The following is an 18,758-nucleotide window of genomic DNA, read 5'->3' as shown; positions in this document are numbered from 1 at the left end:
TCCGTCACCCTATATTTTTTAGACATCTCTCAAAAGTATGTCTTTTCCGAAATTTGTACGGACAAATTTCTTTTGTGTTATGATTGTATCCGATTTCAAAAAATAATGCAAGCGTTTTTGCTTAGTTTTTTTTAATTTTGAAATGAATTTTGTTATAATGTTGATAGTTGTATGCTATTTGACAGATGAATTTGCGAGGAAATGATGAAAAAATACCAAGAAATTTATAATGACTTAAAAGAAAAAATACGGACAAATGTTTATCCGGCAGAAAGCTCCCTACCGACAGAACAGCAGCTTCAGGAAATCTATGGTGTTAGTCGTGATACGGTTCGTAAGGCGTTGGCGATTTTGACTGAGGGAGGTTTGATTCAAAAAGTGCAAGGGCGTGGTTCAATGGTCCTTAAGCAAGAAATTCTCAATTTCCCAGTTTCAGGGTTAACTTCCTATCAGGAATTGACAAATGTTCTCCAGCTTTCTACCAAGACAGATGTTGTCAGCTTAGATATGATTACCGTTAATAGTAGCCTTTCGCATTTAACAGGCTTTGAGCCGTATAGCAAGGTGTGGAAAGTTGTCCGTACACGTTCGATTGACGGTAAGGTCTCTGTTGTGGATACAGATTATCTTGCTGTCGATGTCGTGCCAGAGTTGACAACTGCTATTGCTGAAAAATCCATTTACGAATACCTAGAAAATAAGTTAGGCCTTGATATTGCTTATGCACAAAAAGAGATTACGGTAGAGCCGACCAGTCGAGAAGAGCGCGAGCTAATGCAATCGAAGGATGATTATTTGGTCTTGATTAAATCTCGTGTCTATCTCGGTGATACCCAGCAATTCCAATATACAGAAAGCAAGCATAAAATTGATAAATTCCGCTTTGTAGATTTTGCTCGTAGAAAGCATTCTTTATAGGAGAGATTAGCCAAATCAAGTTTTTTACGCTATAATAGATAGAAGAAGAGGTAAGATATGGCAAACTTAAATCGATATAAATTTACATTTGGCGAGAAGCAATTAACCTTGACAACTGAGCATGATAATTTATTCATGGAAGAGATTGAGCGTATTGCACAGGAAAAATACCAAGCTATCAAAGAAAAGATGCCGACGGCGGACCCTGAAACCCTCGCGCTTTTGTTGGCAATCAATGCTCTATCCGTTCAACTAACACGCGAGATGGCATTTGAACAAAAGGAACAAGAACTTGCAAGCGTCAAAGAAAAGGTCTTGAAAAAGAATGTGACCTTGATTGACTTAGATGAGCTTGAGGACAAGGTATGATTTCATTAGCAATTATTCTCATTTTGGCATGGAGTTTCTACATTGGCTACAGCCGTGGTCTAGTTCTACAGGCGTTTTATAGCATGGGAAGTATTATTGCTCTGGTGGTTGCGACGGCTACTTATAAAAAATTGGCATCCTTCCTTTATCTCTGGGTACCATTTGCCAATGCGACTCAGGGGAGCTCCAACTATTATTTTGATGAGAAATATCTCTTTGACCTAGATATGGTATTTTATGCGGGATTGGCCTTTCTTTTGATATACGTCTTGGTTTACGCTATTGTGCGTTTCATAGGAATATTTGTCCATCTATTAGAGGCTTTTAATCCTGATACAAAAACGACCAATCTCATAAGCGGTGCCTTGGCTGTCTTGGTGACTTTTATTTCTCTTCAGATTGTGATGGTCTTGCTATCAACTATTCCGTTAGCGATGATTCAAGATAAATTGCACAGTAGTTTTCTTGCCAACATCATGATTCAGTACACACCATTCACTAGTAGCTTTTTAAAATCTCTCTGGTTGAGTAATATAGCAGGGTAAGGGAGACCTTATCCTTTTTATCGTCATTTATACTCTTCGAAAATCAAAATAGGACGTTGTTGATTTGATGAGTGAAAGGATCCAGTGGATTTTTTCAGCCTGTTCCCTTGAAATATAAAAGGAACAGAGTTCTATCTGCATTAGAGCGAAACGAACTACGTTCGCCTATTTCCAACCTCTAAAGGTTCCCCGAACCTTTGGAGCAAGTCTGATTCTGATTTTCATTGAGTATTAGTTGACTGTTATACTTTTAATGTAAGAGACTGGGAAAGACTATATTTTTATCTTATTATTGTTTTGATAATGAGATAAAGCTAAGGAAAAGACTAAGTAGGAACATATGAATAATAAAATTATTGAAACCCTTGAATTTCACAAGGTAAGACAAAAAATTGAGCCCTATCTTTTGACGGAACAGGGCTTTGAAGAATTACGACAGTTGGAGCCCATGGTGGAAGTCCACCGTATCCAACAGGCCTTCGACGAGTTGACAGACATAGCGCAGATTTTTGTGGAAAATCCCTATTTCAGTCTGGCTGCTACTAGTGACATTGGTCCAGCCATGCGTCGTTTGGAATTGGATACAGACCTCAATATCGCTGAGCTATTAGCTGTTAAAAAGGTCTTGGAAGTTTCTAAATCTCTCTTGGATTTTTATGGAAATCTGGAAAATGTCAGCCTGAGCCAGCTGGATAAACTCTTTGAGAAGATTGAGCTTTTTCCACATTTACAAGGCTCCCTCCAGTCCATCAATGATGCTGGTTTTGTAGAGGACTTTGCTTCTGAAAAACTAGCCCGTATTCGAAGAAAAATCCGTGAAGCTGAAGAGCAAGTTCGTCAGGTCATGCAGGATATTTTGAAGACCAAGGGCGACATGCTGTCCGATAGCATTTTGGCAAGTCGTAATGGGCGAAATGTCCTTCCTGTCAAAAATACCTATCGCAATAAGATTGCAGGGGTTGTCCATGACATTTCTGCTTCTGGCTCGACTGTGTATATTGAACCGCGGGCAGTGGTGACCCTGAACGAGGAAATCAGTCACCTCCGTGCAGAAGAACGCCACGAGCTCAACCGTATCTTGCAGGAATTGTCGGATATGCTCCGTCCGCATAGTGGCGTGATTCGTAACAATGCCTGGCTTATCGGACATATTGATTTCGTCCGTGCTAAGCATCTCTTTGCGCGTGATCATCAAGCAGTTGTACCCAAACTATCTGAGAAGCAGGATATTGCCCTTCTCAACGTTCGCCATCCGCTCATTGCTGAGCCTGTACCAAATGACCTTTATTTCGGTAGTCAGTTGACGGCTATCGTGATAACAGGTCCCAACACAGGTGGTAAGACCATCATGCTTAAGACCTTGGGATTAACGCACCTTATGGCTCAGTCTGGTTTGCCTATTTTGGCTGATAAGGGCAGTCGGGTAGCTATCTTCAAAGAAATTTTTGCGGATATTGGTGATGAACAGTCGATTGAGCAGAGTTTATCAACCTTCTCCAGTCACATGACCCACACGGTGCAGATTTTAGCGGAGGCGGATCAAGATTCCCTCATTCTCTTTGACGAGTTGGGAGCTGGGACAGATCCGCAGGAGGGTGCGTCTTTGGCAATGGCTATTTTGGATGATCTTCGTCTGCGGGGGATCAAGACCATGGCAACCACCCACTATCCTGAGCTCAAGGCCTACGGGATAGAAACCTCTGGTATTGAAAATGCCAGCATGGAGTTTGATAGCAATAGCCTGCGTCCGACCTATAAGTTTATGCAGGGTGTTCCTGGTCGCTCCAATGCCTTTGAAATTGCCCGCCGTCTTGGTCTATCTGATATTATTATCCAGTCAGCCCAATCTTGGACGGATACAGATAGCGATGTGAACCGCATTATCGAGAAATTGGAAAGTCAGACGGTTGAAAGTCGTCAGCGTCTGAATAAGATTCGTGATGTGGAGCAAGAAAATTACAAGATGAACCGAGCCCTCCGCAAGCTCTATGACGAGCTCAATCGTGAGCGGGAAAATGAGCTCAACAAGGCACGCTTGGAAGCCAAGGAAATTGTAGATATGGTATTGGCAGAAAGCGAGGACATTCTTAAAAATCTTCATGCTGCAGCCAGTCTTAAGCCCCACCAGATTATCGAAGCCAAGGCAGAGCTGAAAAAGTTGGCGCCTGAAGTGGTAGATTTGTCTAAGAACAAAGTCTTGAAAAAAGCTAAAATTCAGAGGGAAGCCAAGGTGGGTGATGATATTATCGTTACAGCTTATGGACAACGTGGGACCTTGACCAATCAGCTTAAAGATGGACGGTGGGAAGCTCAGGTTGGCTTGATTAAGATGATCTTGGCCAAAGATGAGTTTGAGTTAGTCAAGGCGGAAAAGGCAGAGCAGCCTAAGAAACGCCAGGTTCACACCGTCAAACGTGCCAATGTACGAGGACCAAAAGCCCGCTTAGATCTCCGTGGCAAACGCTACGAAGAGGCTATGATGGAGCTGGATGAATTTATCGACCAAGCCCTTCTCAACAATCTGGCACAAGTCGACATTGTCCATGGTATTGGTACAGGGGTTATCCGAGAAGGGGTGACAAAGTACCTTCGCCGCAACAAGCAAGTCAAGGAGTTCGGCTACGCCCCACAAAATGCAGGTGGCTCAGGCTGTACTATTGTGACGTTTAAATAAGGAATTAGCAAGCAAGGATAGAGTCAGTCTATTCTTGCTTTTATATTTCTGCGATACAGGGAATAGGATGGGTCAAAATACAGTTCAAGTACTTACTAGGTTATGCTATACTATACTTATGAGGTAAGAAAGCGTCTTACTTGATAGGGGTTTATAAAGGAGGTCTAAGATGAAAAAAGTAATGAAGATTATTATCGGCATTTTGTTAGTAATCGGGATTGGAATTGGATACATGCAACACAAGGAACATGAGAAAATGGTCGCTATTGCTACTAGTGAAGAGGCTAGAGCTGTTTACGAAAAACATATGAAAGCGAATGACCCAAAAGCGTTAACGGCTGATGGAGTTATAAAAACTTATGAAATTGACACGAACAGTTTAAAATACAATCCTATGGGCGGATTGATGGTAGACGTATATCTTAATGGTAAACAGAACATATACATCAGTTATAATTTAATTGATAATGGGGACGGAACATACCATTCTGCTTATTATATAGGTTCCCCAGATCTGCTAGAATTTTTAAATGAGGAATATCAATGACTAAAAAATACATAAACGAACTTCGACTTCAGATTGGCATGACTCAGTACAATCAGTATATGATTCAAGGAGCACCTGTTTGGACTCAAAACGGTTCCTTTGTCGGCACAGTCACCCTCGACTTCGACAATGAAAATGGCAATGGTGAACAGGTTTATGCTGTCGTGAAAGATCCAAATTTGCCCAAAGACCAAGTGTTGGAAGTTACGGTTCTCTTTCGAGGCTCGACTGGACCAAATGAAGTGTTGTCAAAACCTGCAGATGTGTGGAATGACTGGGTTGAAAACGATCTTTTTTTAGGTTTGCGCGTCTTTGCCCAAGATCATCCGAACTATACCCAGAACCATGACCATGCGAGTGGACAATTAAAAGCATCTTCGGAAGCTCTAAATACAATAATGGCTACCTACCCAAATGCAAAAGTCAATCTGTACGGCCACTCCCTAGGTTCGATGGATGTACAGTACGCCATTGCTAATTTATCTGACACCGACATTAACCGTTTAGAGAGCGCGTATATCTATAACGGGCCTAATATATACGGCATCCTAGACGACCAACAGAAAGCACGGGTCGACTCCGTCAAAGGGCTGATTCATAATTATGCAGATCCCAAAGACCCTGTCAGTATGGTTGGGCGTGACCTAGACAAAGGAAGTTTAGATTCCGTTGGGATGGTCCACTTCGTGGAAAGTAAGGATATCGATCTTGGCAATCAGCACATGACCTATGGCTATCAGTTAGACTCTTCTGACAATATTAAGGTCCTACAGACTTCTTCCACTTATATATTTAAACCACTAAATTTATGTTATACTATGAGGTAAGAAAGCGTCTTGCTTGATAGGATTTCATAAAGGAGGTCTAAGATGAAAACAGTTGTCAAAATACTAGTTGGCGTTATTGTCGCTATAGCACTTGGAATAGGAGGATTTAAGTTGATGCAAAAAATTGAGCACGATTATATGGTAGAGGTTGTGAAGAGTGAGGAAGTGAGGGGAATTATTGAGAAAACTTTAGTAAACGAAGATCCTCAAGCTCTCACTCAAAATGGTCTTATAAAAAGTTATAAAATTGACTACTCTACCATTAGAAAAAATCCAATGCGTGGAATTATGTTTAATGTGATAATAAATGATGATGCAAAACTATACGGAAGATTCGGATTGCAAAAAGAATTTGAAGAATTCCGAGGAACAGGTATGGATTTATCTTCGGAATTAGCAACTTTATTAGAAAGGAAGTAAATATGGAATGGTATATACAGACAAAGATAGAGTAGATATTGCATGGAAACAATATTCAAATTATTCTATGGGTAACGTTGTTAAAATAAATGATAATCAATACACTATCGGCACAGTCCGTAAGGTACTCAAAGATGCAATAGGTTTGGATGGTTACGTTGTTGAAGAGCCTGACGGCAATGTAATAGTCTTGTTCCAAGGTTCTAAAGGTCCAGGGAAGGAAGGCTCTGCAGCAGATTGGCTGGATAATGATTTGCCTATGGCACACAATATTATATCTAATAAGTCAGAAGTGACGCCCCAACTTCAGTCCGCTTCCAGAAATCTGAACCAGGTCCTGAAGGACTACCCTAATGCTCAGATTACAGTCTACGGTCATTCGTTTTATGCTATACTATGAGGTAAGAAAGCGTCTTGCTTGATAGGATTTCATAAAGGAGGTCTAAGATGAAAACAGTTGTCAAAATACTAGTTGGCGTTATTGTCGCTATAGCACTTGGAATAGGAGGATTTAAGCTGATGCAGAAAATCGAGCACGATTATATGGTAGAGGTTGTGAAGAGTGAGGAAGTGAGGGAGATTATCGAAGAAAGGTTAATTTCTTATGATACAAGAGCGTTAACTGAAGAGGGAGCAATAAGGTCCTACTCTATAGATAGTTCCTCAATTCGCCGTAATCCAATGGGAGGAATTAGCTTTACGGTTCACGTTAATAATGATAGTGGACTGTATGTTTTTTATACAATTAATAAAGATTCTAATACAAAAAAAATAGTGCTTGAAGGTGGAGGGAATTCCTCTAGGTTTGAGAATCTAATAACAAAAGAGACGAGGGAATAATATGTACACTGAACAAGAGAGACAAAGAATAGCTAAGGAGGAGTATACAGATTATGTAGTTGGCGACCCTGTTAAGATTTTTACCAATGTCAAAGAAGAACTAATCATCGGCACAGTCCGTAAGGTACTCAAAGATGCAACAGGCTTAGATGGTTATGTGGTTGAAGAGCCTGACGGCAATGTGATAGTCTTGTTCCAAGGTTCTAAAGGTCCAGGGAAGGAAGGCGCTGCAGCAGATTGGCTGGATAATGATTTGCCGATGGCGCACAATATTATATCTAATAAGTCAGAAGTGACGCCCCAACTTCAGTCTGCTTCCAGAAGTCTGAACCAGGTCCTGAAGGACTACCCTAATGCTCAGATTACAGTCTACGGTCACTCGTTAGGCTCAATGAATGCTCAATATGCTCTGGCCACTGTTTCAGATATTGACCGCATTGCTGGGGCTTATATCTATAACGGCCCAAATGTTTATCCTGCTTTGATGGAAGAAGAAAAAGCCAGAGTGAATGCTCTGAAATACCGTATTCATAATTACATTGATCAAAAGGATTTCGTTCCTATTGGCTATTCAGGGAAAGATGCTCCCAGCTATAAATCACCTGTAGGAACGAGTGAGGGGGCAATCGGCATAGTCTATCGTGTGGACAGCAAGACTAATCTCAATCCTATTGATCAACACGTGTGGGGTGGTTATCAATGGAACACCGACGGCAGCCTAAAAGTAAAGGAAGGTTCTTCAAAACTAGAACAACATTATTCCAATGCTCTCCACCATGTCTCGTCGGAAATGTACCACTATGCTACTTTAAAAGCAACCCTATCCCGTGGTGGCTTCAGTTCGCGTGAAACCATCTATCTGGACAGCGAACAAGCCCGCATCCTGGCTCAAGGACTGGTTAAGGTTGCGGAAACCACTCACCAAACACTCGAAAAAGAGACCACTTCCACCCTTGCAGAAGTAAATGAAGTCTACAGTAGCTTGGGAAATGTCCCTTTTGGCTTCATTTTGAGTCCTGATGAAGTGAGACAGGCCTACAGCAGTGCAGGTGTTGACTATCATAGTCTGGTAGGAGATAGCACCAATCAAGTCGAGAAGTTTATCACTCGTTCCAATCAACTCAAGCAGGACTTAGTGGACTTAGAAAGTCAAATCCAAGCAGGGATCGAGCAGAAAGTAACGGAAGACCAGACGTTAGCACAGAGGATACAAGAATGGACCAGTATGATAAATTAAAGACAGAGTTAATGAAGACAGAGTGGGAATGGGAGGATATTGAGAACCAACAACGAAAAGCTCAAAAAGAACTACAAGAACATTATGAAAATGTTGAAGAAACTACTCGAATATTGACTCGAATGTTGGAAGAAAAGTATCAAGAAGTTCTGTTTGAATTGCGACAAGTTGGAGACGAGACTGGAGACTTGCACCAGTTACTCAACAATGGCATGTCTGAATGGCATACCGCAATCGATCAAGAGCGATACAGCTCTATTCACCGATTGGATCAGAAACAAGAGGACTTGGATACCTACTATAAAAACCAGTACCGAAAAATGCAAGATCAGATTGACGAAATTTATACAAAATATCGAGAATAGAAGGGAGAGCCAATGCATCAACTTTATCAAATGTTGCAAGATTTATATACCAAAGCTGACCAGATAGACTACGCGACGATTAATGCTATAGAGAAAGAAATTGAACGTTGGCTGATTCGCTCTATCTATGCTCCACTCAAACTGCGAGAAAAAAATGCAATTTTAAAACAACACAAGAAGAAAGTTCAAACAATTGGAAATGATGGAGAAAATTCCGTAAAATTGATTGCAAACAGTTTTGATACAAGTATAAAAGGCGAGTTTTCAAAAAAGGTACAACATGTTGTGAAAGAAAAGGCAAAAGAATATACAAAATTGGAAGAGGTAGAGTAATATCTCATCCTGTAGCACCCTTTCGTAAATCTTTTCCCATTGCTACAACTGGATTTGACAGGAAGAACAGTCACCCAGTTCCCCCTCGTCCCCCTGCGGACAAGTTTGGCTTGACCAATACGTTTTTCCAAGTCACTATTTTCTCGACACATCTATCTCCCCCCCCTTTTTTCCCGTAGCACCTACTCCGTCACCTTGTCTCATTGTTACAATTGGATTTGATAAGCAAAACAATTTTTCATTTCTCGCTTGTATCGTTGCGGACAAGTTTGGCTTTACCCATTTGTTTTTACAATTGAAATTTTTATAGATAGGTTTAACTCATATCTCATCCCGTAGCACCTCATCGATAACCATGTCCTGTTGCTACAACTGGATTTGACAGGAAGAACAGTCACCCAGTCCCCCCTCGTCTCCCTGCGGTCTAGTTTAGAATGACCAACATGCTTTCAAATCACAATTGTCTAAGCCTGTCTATCTCATTTCTCTTCCGTAGCACCTACTCCGTCACCTTGTCTCATTGTTACAATTGGATTTGATAAGCAAAACAATTTTTCATTTCTCGCTTGTATCGTTGCGGACAAGTTTAGCTTTACCCATTTGTTTTTACAACTGAAATTTTTATAGATAGGTTTAATTCATATCTCATCCCGTAGCAAAAATTCGCTTTCTATTTTCTTTTGGTGTAGAATAATAGTAGAAAAACAGAAACGGAGAATTGTATGGTTCAAGTTATTACAGATGCAAACTTTGAAGTTGAAACACAGGAAGGCGTAGTCCTTGTTGACTTTTGGGCACCATGGTGTGGTCCTTGTCGTATGCAAGCACCAATTTTGGAGCAATTGGCAGATGAAGTGGACGAAGATGAATTGCGTATTTACAAGATGGATGTTGATGAAAATCCAAACACAGCTCGTCAGTTTGGAATCATGTCTATCCCAACTCTTTTGTTCAAAAAAGATGGACAGGTTGTGAAACAAGTTGCTGGTGTCCACACGAAAGATCAAATCAAAGCTATCTTGGCAGAGATTGGTTAATTGAAAATGAAAGCAAGTGGTGGATTGACTACTTGTTTTTTCACAACTGTGAGTCATACAAAGATATCAGATTGTGAAGGTTGGCACAAGATGTTATAATAACCTTATCATTGTCATTTTAGAAAGGTTAGATATGTCAACTATTAGTTACAAACCATTAAATCTCTATCGTCAGTTTAAAACAGCAGCTCAAGAGTTTCCAAATGTTGCCATTTATTTTGACAAACCCTACGCATCCTTCCCTGAATTAGGATTGGAAAATACCTATCAAACAGTTTTTGAGGCCATTCAAAGAAGAGCTGCCCAATTTGCAGCAGCAGGTATTGGCTATGGGGACAAGGTGGTTCTGTATAAGAGCCCAGCTTTTGACACCTATTTGTTAGCAGTAGCGGCAACAGCTTTGGGAGCTGTTCCTGTTATGATTTCCTACCATTTGCCATCTTCGAATTTAGATGTGTTTGCGGAGCGATTGGAAAAGTCTTTCATTGTCTACGACCAAGAAACGGAAGAACATGTAGCAGGAATGACTCGAACTGACCTGGTCACAAAGGTATTTTTACCCCAAGTCCTAGTGCAAGAAGCAGTTGCTTTTGAAGAAAATCTCCTGCCAGAAGATGTCATTCAATACATGACCCATACTTCAGGAACGACAGGTGTTCCAAAACTAATCTGCCACACAGCACAGACCATGGGCTGGCGAGTAGCTTGGCAACAGACTATTTTTGACAAGATGACGGAGAGAGGCTTGCTGGCCTTCCATATCTCCCCTGTTCATTCACGCTATAATATCGGCGTGTCGTCGGCGATTGGGCTAGGATTCCCCCTCTACCCGCTTTCTTCTGCAAGAAAAGATGATGTTGAACGGGCGCTTGCTCTTCATCGTCCAAGTGCTCTGGAAACCCATCCGAATAACTTTGTCCAATGGGCAAGATTGGCCAAGGAAAAACCAGAGGTCTTTAGTAGCATTCGTTATTACCATTCAACCTTTGATGCTATCAATATTGGTACGCTTCGCGCCTTCTTGGAGGCTTCTAAAGAGCAACATCCAGTCTTTATGCAGGTTTATGGTCAAAGTGAATGTGGTCCAATGATTTTACGTTACCATCGTTTGGAAAATCTAGGAACAGTTAGCGGACGAGATATGGGGATTGGTCTGGAAGGTTACACAGAAGCACGCATCACAGATGCCAAAGGGAATCCTCTCCCAGCTGGAGAAAACGGACATATCCAGTTCCTGTCAAAAGGCCGTGCTGTGACCTACTATAAAGAAGATGCCCGTTTCCAAGATAATGTGTACGGTGCTTGGTGGGATAGTGGTGACTACGGATGCATGACTCCAGAGGGGACACTTCTTCTAAAAGACCGTCAGGTTGACCTCATTGAGCACATCGACAGCAATCTAGCCTTGGAAGATTTATTGCTGGATAAATTGGACTTTTTATCAGAAGTCGTGATTATCCGCGACGTCAATGGTGCACCGCAGCCGATTATCGCTCTGGCAGAAGATGCTGAGATGAACTGGGAAGCTTGGTGGGCCATGGTTGCAGACCTACCACTATTGAAAGAGCCCATCTTGATGGCTTATGACGACATTCCACGTACTGCGACCATGAAGGTTCAACGCCTCAAAATGGAAGCAGAAATGAAAGAAAAAAATCTGTAAGGGTGACGAAACCACGCTTGCAGATAAGAAGGAGTTCACATGAAAGAAATCTACCTAGCAGGCGGTTGTTTCTGGGGAATGGAAGGCTACTTTTCCCAGATTGATGGTATTCTCGACACCAGCGTTGGCTATGCCAATGGACAGGTGGAGACGACCAATTATCAACTCCTCAAACAAACAGACCACGCAGAAACGCTCTATCTAGCCTATGATGAGACTCGTATCAATTTGCGGGAAATTCTCCTTTACTATTTCCGCGTCATTGATCCCTTCTCTGTCAATCAGCAGGGACCTGACAAGGGGCGCCAGTATCGGACTGGTATCTATTACACAGATGAGGCTGATTTGCCGACCATCGAGCAGGTCATGACGGAGCAGTCTCAGCTCTTTGGCGGACGTCCCCTAGCCGTTGAAGTGGAGCCACTCGCGCATTACATCCCCGCCGAAGACTACCATCAGGATTATTTGAAGAAAAATCCCCAAGGGTACTGCCATATCGATCTTGGGCAGGCAAAAATCCCTCTGATTGATGTTGCAGACTACCAAAAGCCAGACCAGCAAGTCTTAAAAGACAGCTTGACCGACCTCCAGTATCAAGTCACTCAAGAAGCTGCGACGGAAAGACCCTTCGAAAATGAGTTTTGGAATAGTGACCAAGCTGGCATTTACGTTGATATTACGACTGGCGAGCCGCTTTTTCTCTCGACAGACAAATTCGACTCAGGCTGCGGCTGGCCCTCCTTTACCAAACCAATCAGCAAGGAAGTTGCGACTTATTTCCAAGATAAGTCCCACGGCATGAACCGCATCGAAGTCCGCAGTCGGGCTGGTCATGCTCATCTAGGCCATGTCTTTGATGACGGACCGCGTGACAAAGGCGGTCTCCGTTACTGTATCAACTCAGCAGCCCTTCGCTTCATACCGAGAGAAGAAATGGAAGAAGCAGGATATGGTTTGTTCTTGGAGTTGCTTAAATAAATTTATGAACGCAGAAAGTCTATTCGCAAAGAATAGGCTTTTTGTGTATTAAAATTGTATGTTCAGAAAGTTGATTTTGATATAATAATCTGTATAGAGATTTTTCTTAAGGGACATATATGGAAAGGTTATGAAAATGATTCTTAGTAAACGTTTTAAAAATAGAAGAAAGGAACTTGGCTTTACTCAAAAGGAACTTGCAGAGGGAATTTGTGAGCAGAGTTTGATTAGTCGAGTTGAAAAATTAGGAGTTGCTCCTACATCGGATATATTATTTGCCTTATCACAACGCTTATAGGTGTCCATGGATTATTTTTTTGATGAAAGTGTATCAGATAAAGCGCCTGATATTACGGTATTTAAACGATTGGTAGACAAAGCTCTGTTCACTCGTTCCTATGATCAACTGGCTTATCTTGTAGAGGCAGAGAAGCAGAAAGAAGCTGTTCATTCGCAGGAAAGCAGTGAATATTTAACTTATCTGGCTTGTATAGTGGACTTTCATCATTATCATAAGGAGGATATTGCAATTGGACGTATGGAAGAACTTAGTCATCGAATCAGTAAGACATCTAGTTTTTATCTGAATGTATACAATAGCTTGGTTAATTTTTATGCCTTGACTTCTCGAGATGAGGATTTAGACGGTTTGTATGAGGGGATTTCAGAAAAGCTTAGCCACTTGGATATATCAAACATAGAGAGTTTTCACAAGTATATCAAGATTCGCTACAATCACGCTCACTATCTTTTTAAAAGGAAGAGGCAGTCACAGGCAATTGATGAATTGACAGACCTAATCGAAATCTTGCGAGACAAGAAGAGTTGTTATCTTTTGGCAGACACGCTTTGTTTAATCGCAAATGTCGGAGAGGGATTTTTGTCAAAAGATGAAATTCTCTCCTACTATCGAGAAGCGGAATGTCTATTCAAATTTTTTGGTCCGCAAAATAGTTATCTTAGTTTGAAAGAATATCTATCAAAAGATATTTAATAATCAAGTATAGATTCTTTTATAAAAATAATTTAAATAGGTTGAAAACTAACTGTTAATATGTTAAGGTAAAATAAAAAGCTATATCAACGAATGTTTGAGAACATGTTGATTTTGGTTACGGGTTCTAATGATAGGGAGGTGGTGGAGTCCACCTCCTTTTTGTGCAAATGGGGTTCGTTATGAAAAAAGTATTTACTTATTTATCCACTTTTAGCATCTGTCTCTTCTGTATATGGTTAGTGAGTCTGCAACTCGATTATTTAATTTATCATTACTATCCATCGGTTTCCATATTAAGTCGTGGGGAAGAAGTGACCTATGAAGAAGTGTCGGATGCCCTGACAAATTTAGCTGAAAAGGAAAATAGTCTAATTGCTAAGACAATAACAGAAACAGATGATAGTGGGCGAACTACTACCAGTTATGATGTTTTTGGGAAGGGGGAGCTTCCACAGGGCTTGGTCAAAGCGGATAGGTTAGTAGCTAGTCAGGCCAACTTAGCTGAAAATTACTATGTTGTAAAAGGGAATCTGGACATCAAAGCGGTAGAAAATGTCTTACAGTCACTAGGATTGGTGGATAGTTATACTTACAGACCGACCCTATTAAACAGTTTAAGTCTATTTCTTGGTAGGGGAGCTCCGAGCTTAGGCCTTATTATCTTTATACTCACAAATCTTGCATTGACAGTAGTTGGGCAGATTGTCTACTTGCGGTCAGCAGGGATAGAGATACTTTCAGGTGTGAGGAGTTGGCAGATTGCTAGTCGTTTTTTAAGAGTGGATGGAAGAGATATCGCATTGGCTACAGGAAGTTCATTAGTCTTTGGGTGGCTGGTGATTCTAATTTTGGGTTGGCCAATGGTATATTATCGCTTTGTAGCAATCGGTATTGCCTTTTATGCTTGTTTGCTTTTGTTCCTATCTTTATCGACAAGTGTTGGATTCATGATTGCATTAAACATTACTCAGTTACAAAAGCTAATGAAGGGAGCTTTGCCTCTCAAGGCGATTTTTGCTATTTTACTAATAGGTCAGTGTTTAGCGGTTTGTATCATCTCTATTGGTGTTAGTCGAACATTGACATATGTTGGAGTTCTCCATACACTAACGATAGGAGAAAAGGCTTGGCAAGAAAGACAAGATGTTTTTAGTCTGTCTTTGAATCGTGAAGCATTCATAGCTGATGAAGCGATGGCTCAGCAACAAAGAATAGCTTGGTCTCATGTAATTTTAGAATCATATGCGAAAAATAATGTAATGTTAGTCCAGCACCATTTACGGCATAACACAATAAAAGAACATACCATCATTGAATCCAGCAAGGAAATTTCTCTAGAAAGGGTGCTGTATGTGACGCCGAACTATATACAATCAGAAGGTGGCCTGTACGATTTCAAGCAGCTGGAAGAGATAAAGCAATTAGGCAAGGATGAAATTGCATTATTATTACCAAAGAGTTTGCAAAATGATGCGAGTGTTTACCAAGCGTATTTTGAGGACATGGTAGGGAAATTGCTTGCGGATGGAGAAAGATCCATAAGTTTGTATTCAAACGTTTATTACATTTCAGACGAGAAGCGATGGTTCATTTACAATCATACTCCGATAAATTATGAGCAATTTTTACAGGCTCCGTTGATTGTTGTTCTATCACCTGAAAGTTTTGAAGAAACGTCCTATTTTTGGGAAAATGCCTTACCAGATTTTGTATTTTTCAAAGATAAGGAGATGCTGGAACAGCTGTTGGACAAATACAATTTACAAAACACAATAGGTAGCTTGTTATCTAGCAGGCAACAGTACAACACCCTGAGAAAAAATGTTCAACTTGAAATTCTTATGACCCTATCTCCGACAATCCTTGGAATATTCACTTCCATACTATTGTTCAATACGATGAATCTTCTATACTTTGAGACTTTCAAAAGAGAAATAGCCATCAAGCGGATAGCAGGGATGCGTTTTATCGAATTGCATGGTTCTTATCTAGGAGAACAAGTCGGCTCCGCTCTTGTTGGGATGGGTTTGGCAATGTTTATGACAAAGTCAGTTATTGTTAGCCTAGGAGTAGTTGTGGCTCTGTTGATAAATAGTTGGATGTTACTGAACAAACAAGCGAAAAAGGCAGAAAAAATCCAGTTGAGTGTATTAAATGGCAGATAGTTAATGAGGTGAAGTTAGAATGAAAGGAAAATTTGTACTTGTATCGACGATCATTCTAGCCGTCTTTATGATTTGGTTGGGCGTCAGCCAAAAGGAGACTATGCTAGTTCATTATTATCCTTCTGTGACCACCTTGTCGGTATCTGAGGACGTGACTTACTCAGATGTACGACAGAGATTAGAGGAATATTCTCAACAGACGGATAGTGTGATTGCCAGGCGGGTGATTGAGCCAAGTACATCAGGTGGACGTACCTTTTCCTATGACAATTTTAGTCAGTCTTCCCTACCAAGAGGACTAGATGAATTTCGGGCATCAGAAAAGGTGGAGTCTGCACTTCTAGCCAAATATTTTATTTTCCAAGGAAAAGCGACGGTAGAGGAACTTCGGTCTCTTCTTGTTTCGATTGGATTTGACGAGGTTCAGATTCGGAAGCCTTCGACTATTGCTACTTTACTCGCATTTCTGACACAAGGTGGTCAATTCTTAGCCATACTGGTCTTTCTTATTACCTATATGGCTTTGGTCGTGATTGCCAATGTAAGGCAATTGCGTATGGCAGGTATCCGTTTGATTGCAGGAGATTCACGTTGGCATTTATTTCTACTATCTCTACAGGAAAATGCGAAAGAGATAGCTCTAACTATCCCATTTGCGGTTCTTCCAGCAGTTGGACTGGCCTATCTCATCGGATTAGATAGCTATTCTGTCTACTATCTGGTCGCAGCTCTAGTGGGCTATCATTTCTTGCTTGGTTTGATTGCCCTTTTTTTCGCTGCTACATTTACCTTGGGCATTCGGACCTATCACTTTTTCCCCTTGTTAAAAGGGAAGATGCCCCTGCAAGGAATCCTGACCATTATGGTTATGGGACAAATGCTGGCTCTACTAGTGGTGTCATTGGGTGTGGCTCAAACCGCCTATTATTCAGAGATTTGGCAGGAATACCAAGCAGGCACCCAGCAGTGGGAGAAAGAAGAGGATTACTATAGTTTGGCTTGGAACATTGCTGCGGATGGTCGCTCAGGACTAAATTCGCCTGAAAATTGGTATCCTTTACTAAAGCAAGCTTTGGAGGAAGACGGCGCGCTCTTTGTCAAAAGTAATTTGAATGCCTATTTAATGGGCTTCCAACTGGAAGATGGGACAAGTCTTGACAGCTACCATCCAGCAGGCAACAGCCTCTACGTTAGTCCAAATTATTTGCAGATACAGGATGTAGACTTGTCGGACGAAGCATTACCTTCTCTACAAGAAGGAGAATTTCAACTTCTATTACCTGAAACATTGCGTCCTGAAAGTGATAGGTATCTCCATCTTTACCAAGATTATATCAATCGTATGGTTAGACCTGCTAATCAAGCAAGCTCAGCTACCATTAAGGGAAAAGTTGCCTATTTAAAAGATGGGCAGAAGCAGTTTATCTACAATCATCGTTCTGGTCAACATGTGCAATACCTGACAGACCCTATTTTAGTTGTGCTGGCACCGTCAAGTCTGGGAGAGGAATCTGCTGATTTTTGGTTGAATGAAGTAGATAGCAGTATTTTATTTAAAAACAGAGATAAACTTTTGCGCGAATTGAAGGCAAGAAATCTGTTTCAGTTTGTTAATGAAGTGAGAAGTAGTTCCTCCCTATTTCAAGAACTATTAGATCGTATTCGGATAGAGACCATTTCAACATCTATGGGAGCCATTTTAGGGATTGTGACATCAATTGTTCTGTTTAATACCATGAATCTATTATACTTCGAAGAGTTTAAACGTGATATTTTTATCAAAGAAATTGCAGGGATGGATTTCTTGGGAATCCATAAGAAATACCTAACGTTCCAACTGCTTTCCCTCTTGTTGGCTCTTGGAGCAAGCATGGTAGTGACAGGTCACATGTTCATAAGTAGTATCAGTTTTGCCTTGTTTATGGTCAATGCCCTCTGTTTATTGAGGTGGCAGGCGAGGAAAGAAGGAGCTTGGAATATCCGTATTTTGAAAGGAGCCTAGTATGTTTTCTATCCAATCAATTCAAAAGAAATTTGGGCAACGTAGCTTGTTTTCTGATGTAACGCTAGACTTGCAGGCTGGAAAGGTTTATGCCTTGATAGGTGCCAGTGGTAGCGGAAAAACGACCTTGCTGAATATTTTAGCCAAGTTGGAGTCCTATGATGCAGGTGACATTCTCTACAAGGGGAAGGATTTGAAAAAGTTGAAGTCCCATCTCTTTTTTAGGGAGGAATTAGGTTATCTCTTTCAGAATTTTGGTCTTTTAGAAAGTCAGACAATCAGAGAAAATCTGGATTTGGGACTGATTGGTCAGAAATTGTCCAAAGATGAAAGGAAATCGAGACAGGAAGCGGCACTTGATGCAGTTGGGCTGCCTTATCTGGACTTGTCTCAGCCTATCTATGAACTCTCAGGAGGGGAAGCTCAGCGGGTAGCTCTTGCTAAAGTCATCCTGAAAAATCCTCCATTGATTCTAGCAGATGAGCCGACGGCTGCCTTAGATCCTAAGAGCTCCCAAGAAATTATGGATATTTTGTTATCCTTGAAGAGCCCAGATCGGCTAATTGTGATTGCGACCCATAATCCTTTGATTTGGGAGCGAGCAGACCTTATCATAAAAATGGAAGACTTGTAAAAATTCATACTCTTCGAAAATCAAAATTATCCGTTGTCAAGAGTGATGAGTGAAAAGCTCCGGTGGAGCTTTTCAGCCTGTTATGGCTTCGAGCCAGTTTTTCTCGTAGAGAAAAACAAGAAAACCACCAGCTATGCTGGTGGCTGACAAGGCTTTGAGCTTCCATTTCTTTTTCCTGATATAATCTAATTGTTCAGGTTAGATAAA

Annotated in this window: 19 protein-coding genes and 1 pseudogene; all 20 read left to right on the top strand. The window is 41.0% G+C overall.

The window, feature by feature from the left end; genetic code table 11:
• Window positions 1-204: 204 nt before the first annotated feature.
• On the top strand, window positions 205-918 hold the full coding sequence (treR, locus tag ODU45_RS05845) for a trehalose operon repressor (protein ID WP_024386053.1): 714 nt from the start codon (window positions 205-207) through the stop codon (window positions 916-918).
• 57 nt (window positions 919-975) lie between these two features.
• On the top strand, window positions 976-1,287 hold the full coding sequence (locus ODU45_RS05840; protein WP_002935948.1) for a hypothetical protein: 312 nt from the start codon (window positions 976-978) through the stop codon (window positions 1,285-1,287).
• Window positions 1,284-1,832: a CvpA family protein gene (locus ODU45_RS05835; RefSeq protein WP_002935945.1), complete on the top strand. Its 549-nt coding sequence runs from the start codon at window positions 1,284-1,286 to the stop codon at window positions 1,830-1,832. The genes ODU45_RS05840 and ODU45_RS05835 overlap by 4 nt, the downstream gene beginning before the upstream one ends.
• A gap of 340 nt (window positions 1,833-2,172) precedes the next feature.
• Window positions 2,173-4,506, top strand: coding sequence for an endonuclease MutS2 (locus ODU45_RS05830; RefSeq protein WP_398580945.1), 2,334 nt, complete (start codon window positions 2,173-2,175; stop codon window positions 4,504-4,506).
• 169 nt (window positions 4,507-4,675) lie between these two features.
• Window positions 4,676-5,053 carry a DUF1310 family protein gene (locus ODU45_RS05825; RefSeq protein WP_172013440.1) on the top strand — a complete coding sequence of 126 codons (378 nt, stop codon included), beginning with the start codon at window positions 4,676-4,678 and terminating at the stop codon, window positions 5,051-5,053.
• Window positions 5,050-5,838 (top strand): annotated as a pseudogene (locus ODU45_RS05820) (lipase family alpha/beta hydrolase); the annotation flags it as partial. The gene ODU45_RS05825 and the pseudogene ODU45_RS05820, both read left to right, overlap by 4 nt.
• An 84-nt stretch (window positions 5,839-5,922) precedes the next feature.
• Window positions 5,923-6,300 (top strand): DUF1310 family protein, encoded by a 378-nt coding sequence (locus ODU45_RS05815; protein ID WP_136671887.1) that lies wholly within the window; start codon window positions 5,923-5,925, stop codon window positions 6,298-6,300.
• A gap of 67 nt (window positions 6,301-6,367) precedes the next feature.
• The gene (locus tag ODU45_RS05810) at window positions 6,368-6,700 is read left to right on the top strand and encodes a hypothetical protein (protein ID WP_398580944.1); all 333 of its coding nucleotides are present in this window, start codon (window positions 6,368-6,370) and stop codon (window positions 6,698-6,700) included.
• 47 nt (window positions 6,701-6,747) lie between these two features.
• Complete coding sequence (locus ODU45_RS05805; RefSeq protein WP_136671888.1) at window positions 6,748-7,140, top strand: DUF1310 family protein; 393 nt, start codon at window positions 6,748-6,750, stop codon at window positions 7,138-7,140.
• Between the two features lies 1 nt (window position 7,141).
• On the top strand, window positions 7,142-8,377 hold the full coding sequence (locus tag ODU45_RS05800) for an Mbeg1-like protein (protein WP_398580943.1): 1,236 nt from the start codon (window positions 7,142-7,144) through the stop codon (window positions 8,375-8,377).
• Complete coding sequence (locus ODU45_RS05795) at window positions 8,356-8,742, top strand: hypothetical protein (RefSeq protein ID WP_398580942.1); 387 nt, start codon at window positions 8,356-8,358, stop codon at window positions 8,740-8,742. Before ODU45_RS05800 ends, ODU45_RS05795 begins: the two co-directional genes overlap by 22 nt.
• A gap of 12 nt (window positions 8,743-8,754) precedes the next feature.
• The gene (locus tag ODU45_RS05790; protein ID WP_172115585.1) at window positions 8,755-9,075 is read left to right on the top strand and encodes a hypothetical protein; all 321 of its coding nucleotides are present in this window, start codon (window positions 8,755-8,757) and stop codon (window positions 9,073-9,075) included.
• Window positions 9,076-9,797: 722 nt separating this feature from the next.
• On the top strand, window positions 9,798-10,112 hold the full coding sequence (gene trxA, locus ODU45_RS05785) for a thioredoxin (protein ID WP_012775426.1): 315 nt from the start codon (window positions 9,798-9,800) through the stop codon (window positions 10,110-10,112).
• Between the two features lie 133 nt (window positions 10,113-10,245).
• Window positions 10,246-11,775, top strand: coding sequence for an AMP-binding protein (locus ODU45_RS05780; RefSeq protein ID WP_398580941.1), 1,530 nt, complete (start codon window positions 10,246-10,248; stop codon window positions 11,773-11,775).
• Between the two features lie 39 nt (window positions 11,776-11,814).
• Window positions 11,815-12,753: a peptide-methionine (R)-S-oxide reductase MsrB gene (gene msrB, locus ODU45_RS05775; RefSeq protein ID WP_044768263.1), complete on the top strand. Its 939-nt coding sequence runs from the start codon at window positions 11,815-11,817 to the stop codon at window positions 12,751-12,753.
• Between the two features lie 130 nt (window positions 12,754-12,883).
• On the top strand, window positions 12,884-13,051 hold the full coding sequence (locus ODU45_RS05770) for a helix-turn-helix domain-containing protein (protein WP_398580940.1): 168 nt from the start codon (window positions 12,884-12,886) through the stop codon (window positions 13,049-13,051).
• A gap of 6 nt (window positions 13,052-13,057) precedes the next feature.
• On the top strand, window positions 13,058-13,747 hold the full coding sequence (locus ODU45_RS05765; protein ID WP_398580939.1) for a transcriptional regulator: 690 nt from the start codon (window positions 13,058-13,060) through the stop codon (window positions 13,745-13,747).
• 182 nt (window positions 13,748-13,929) lie between these two features.
• Window positions 13,930-15,915 (top strand): DUF1430 domain-containing protein, encoded by a 1,986-nt coding sequence (locus ODU45_RS05760; RefSeq protein ID WP_398580938.1) that lies wholly within the window; start codon window positions 13,930-13,932, stop codon window positions 15,913-15,915.
• 19 nt (window positions 15,916-15,934) lie between these two features.
• On the top strand, window positions 15,935-17,917 hold the full coding sequence (locus tag ODU45_RS05755) for a DUF1430 domain-containing protein (RefSeq protein WP_398580937.1): 1,983 nt from the start codon (window positions 15,935-15,937) through the stop codon (window positions 17,915-17,917).
• A gap of 1 nt (window position 17,918) precedes the next feature.
• Complete coding sequence (locus ODU45_RS05750; protein ID WP_136671897.1) at window positions 17,919-18,551, top strand: ABC transporter ATP-binding protein; 633 nt, start codon at window positions 17,919-17,921, stop codon at window positions 18,549-18,551.
• The last annotated feature ends 207 nt before the right edge of the window (window positions 18,552-18,758 follow it).

This window comes from Streptococcus sp. 2022WUSS135, from assembly GCF_044427045.1.
In the GTDB taxonomy this organism is placed as follows: Bacteria; Bacillota; Bacilli; order Lactobacillales; family Streptococcaceae; genus Streptococcus; species Streptococcus hashimotonensis.
Note: the sequence above shows the minus strand (reverse complement) of the source record. Positions and strands in the feature narration are given on the sequence as shown.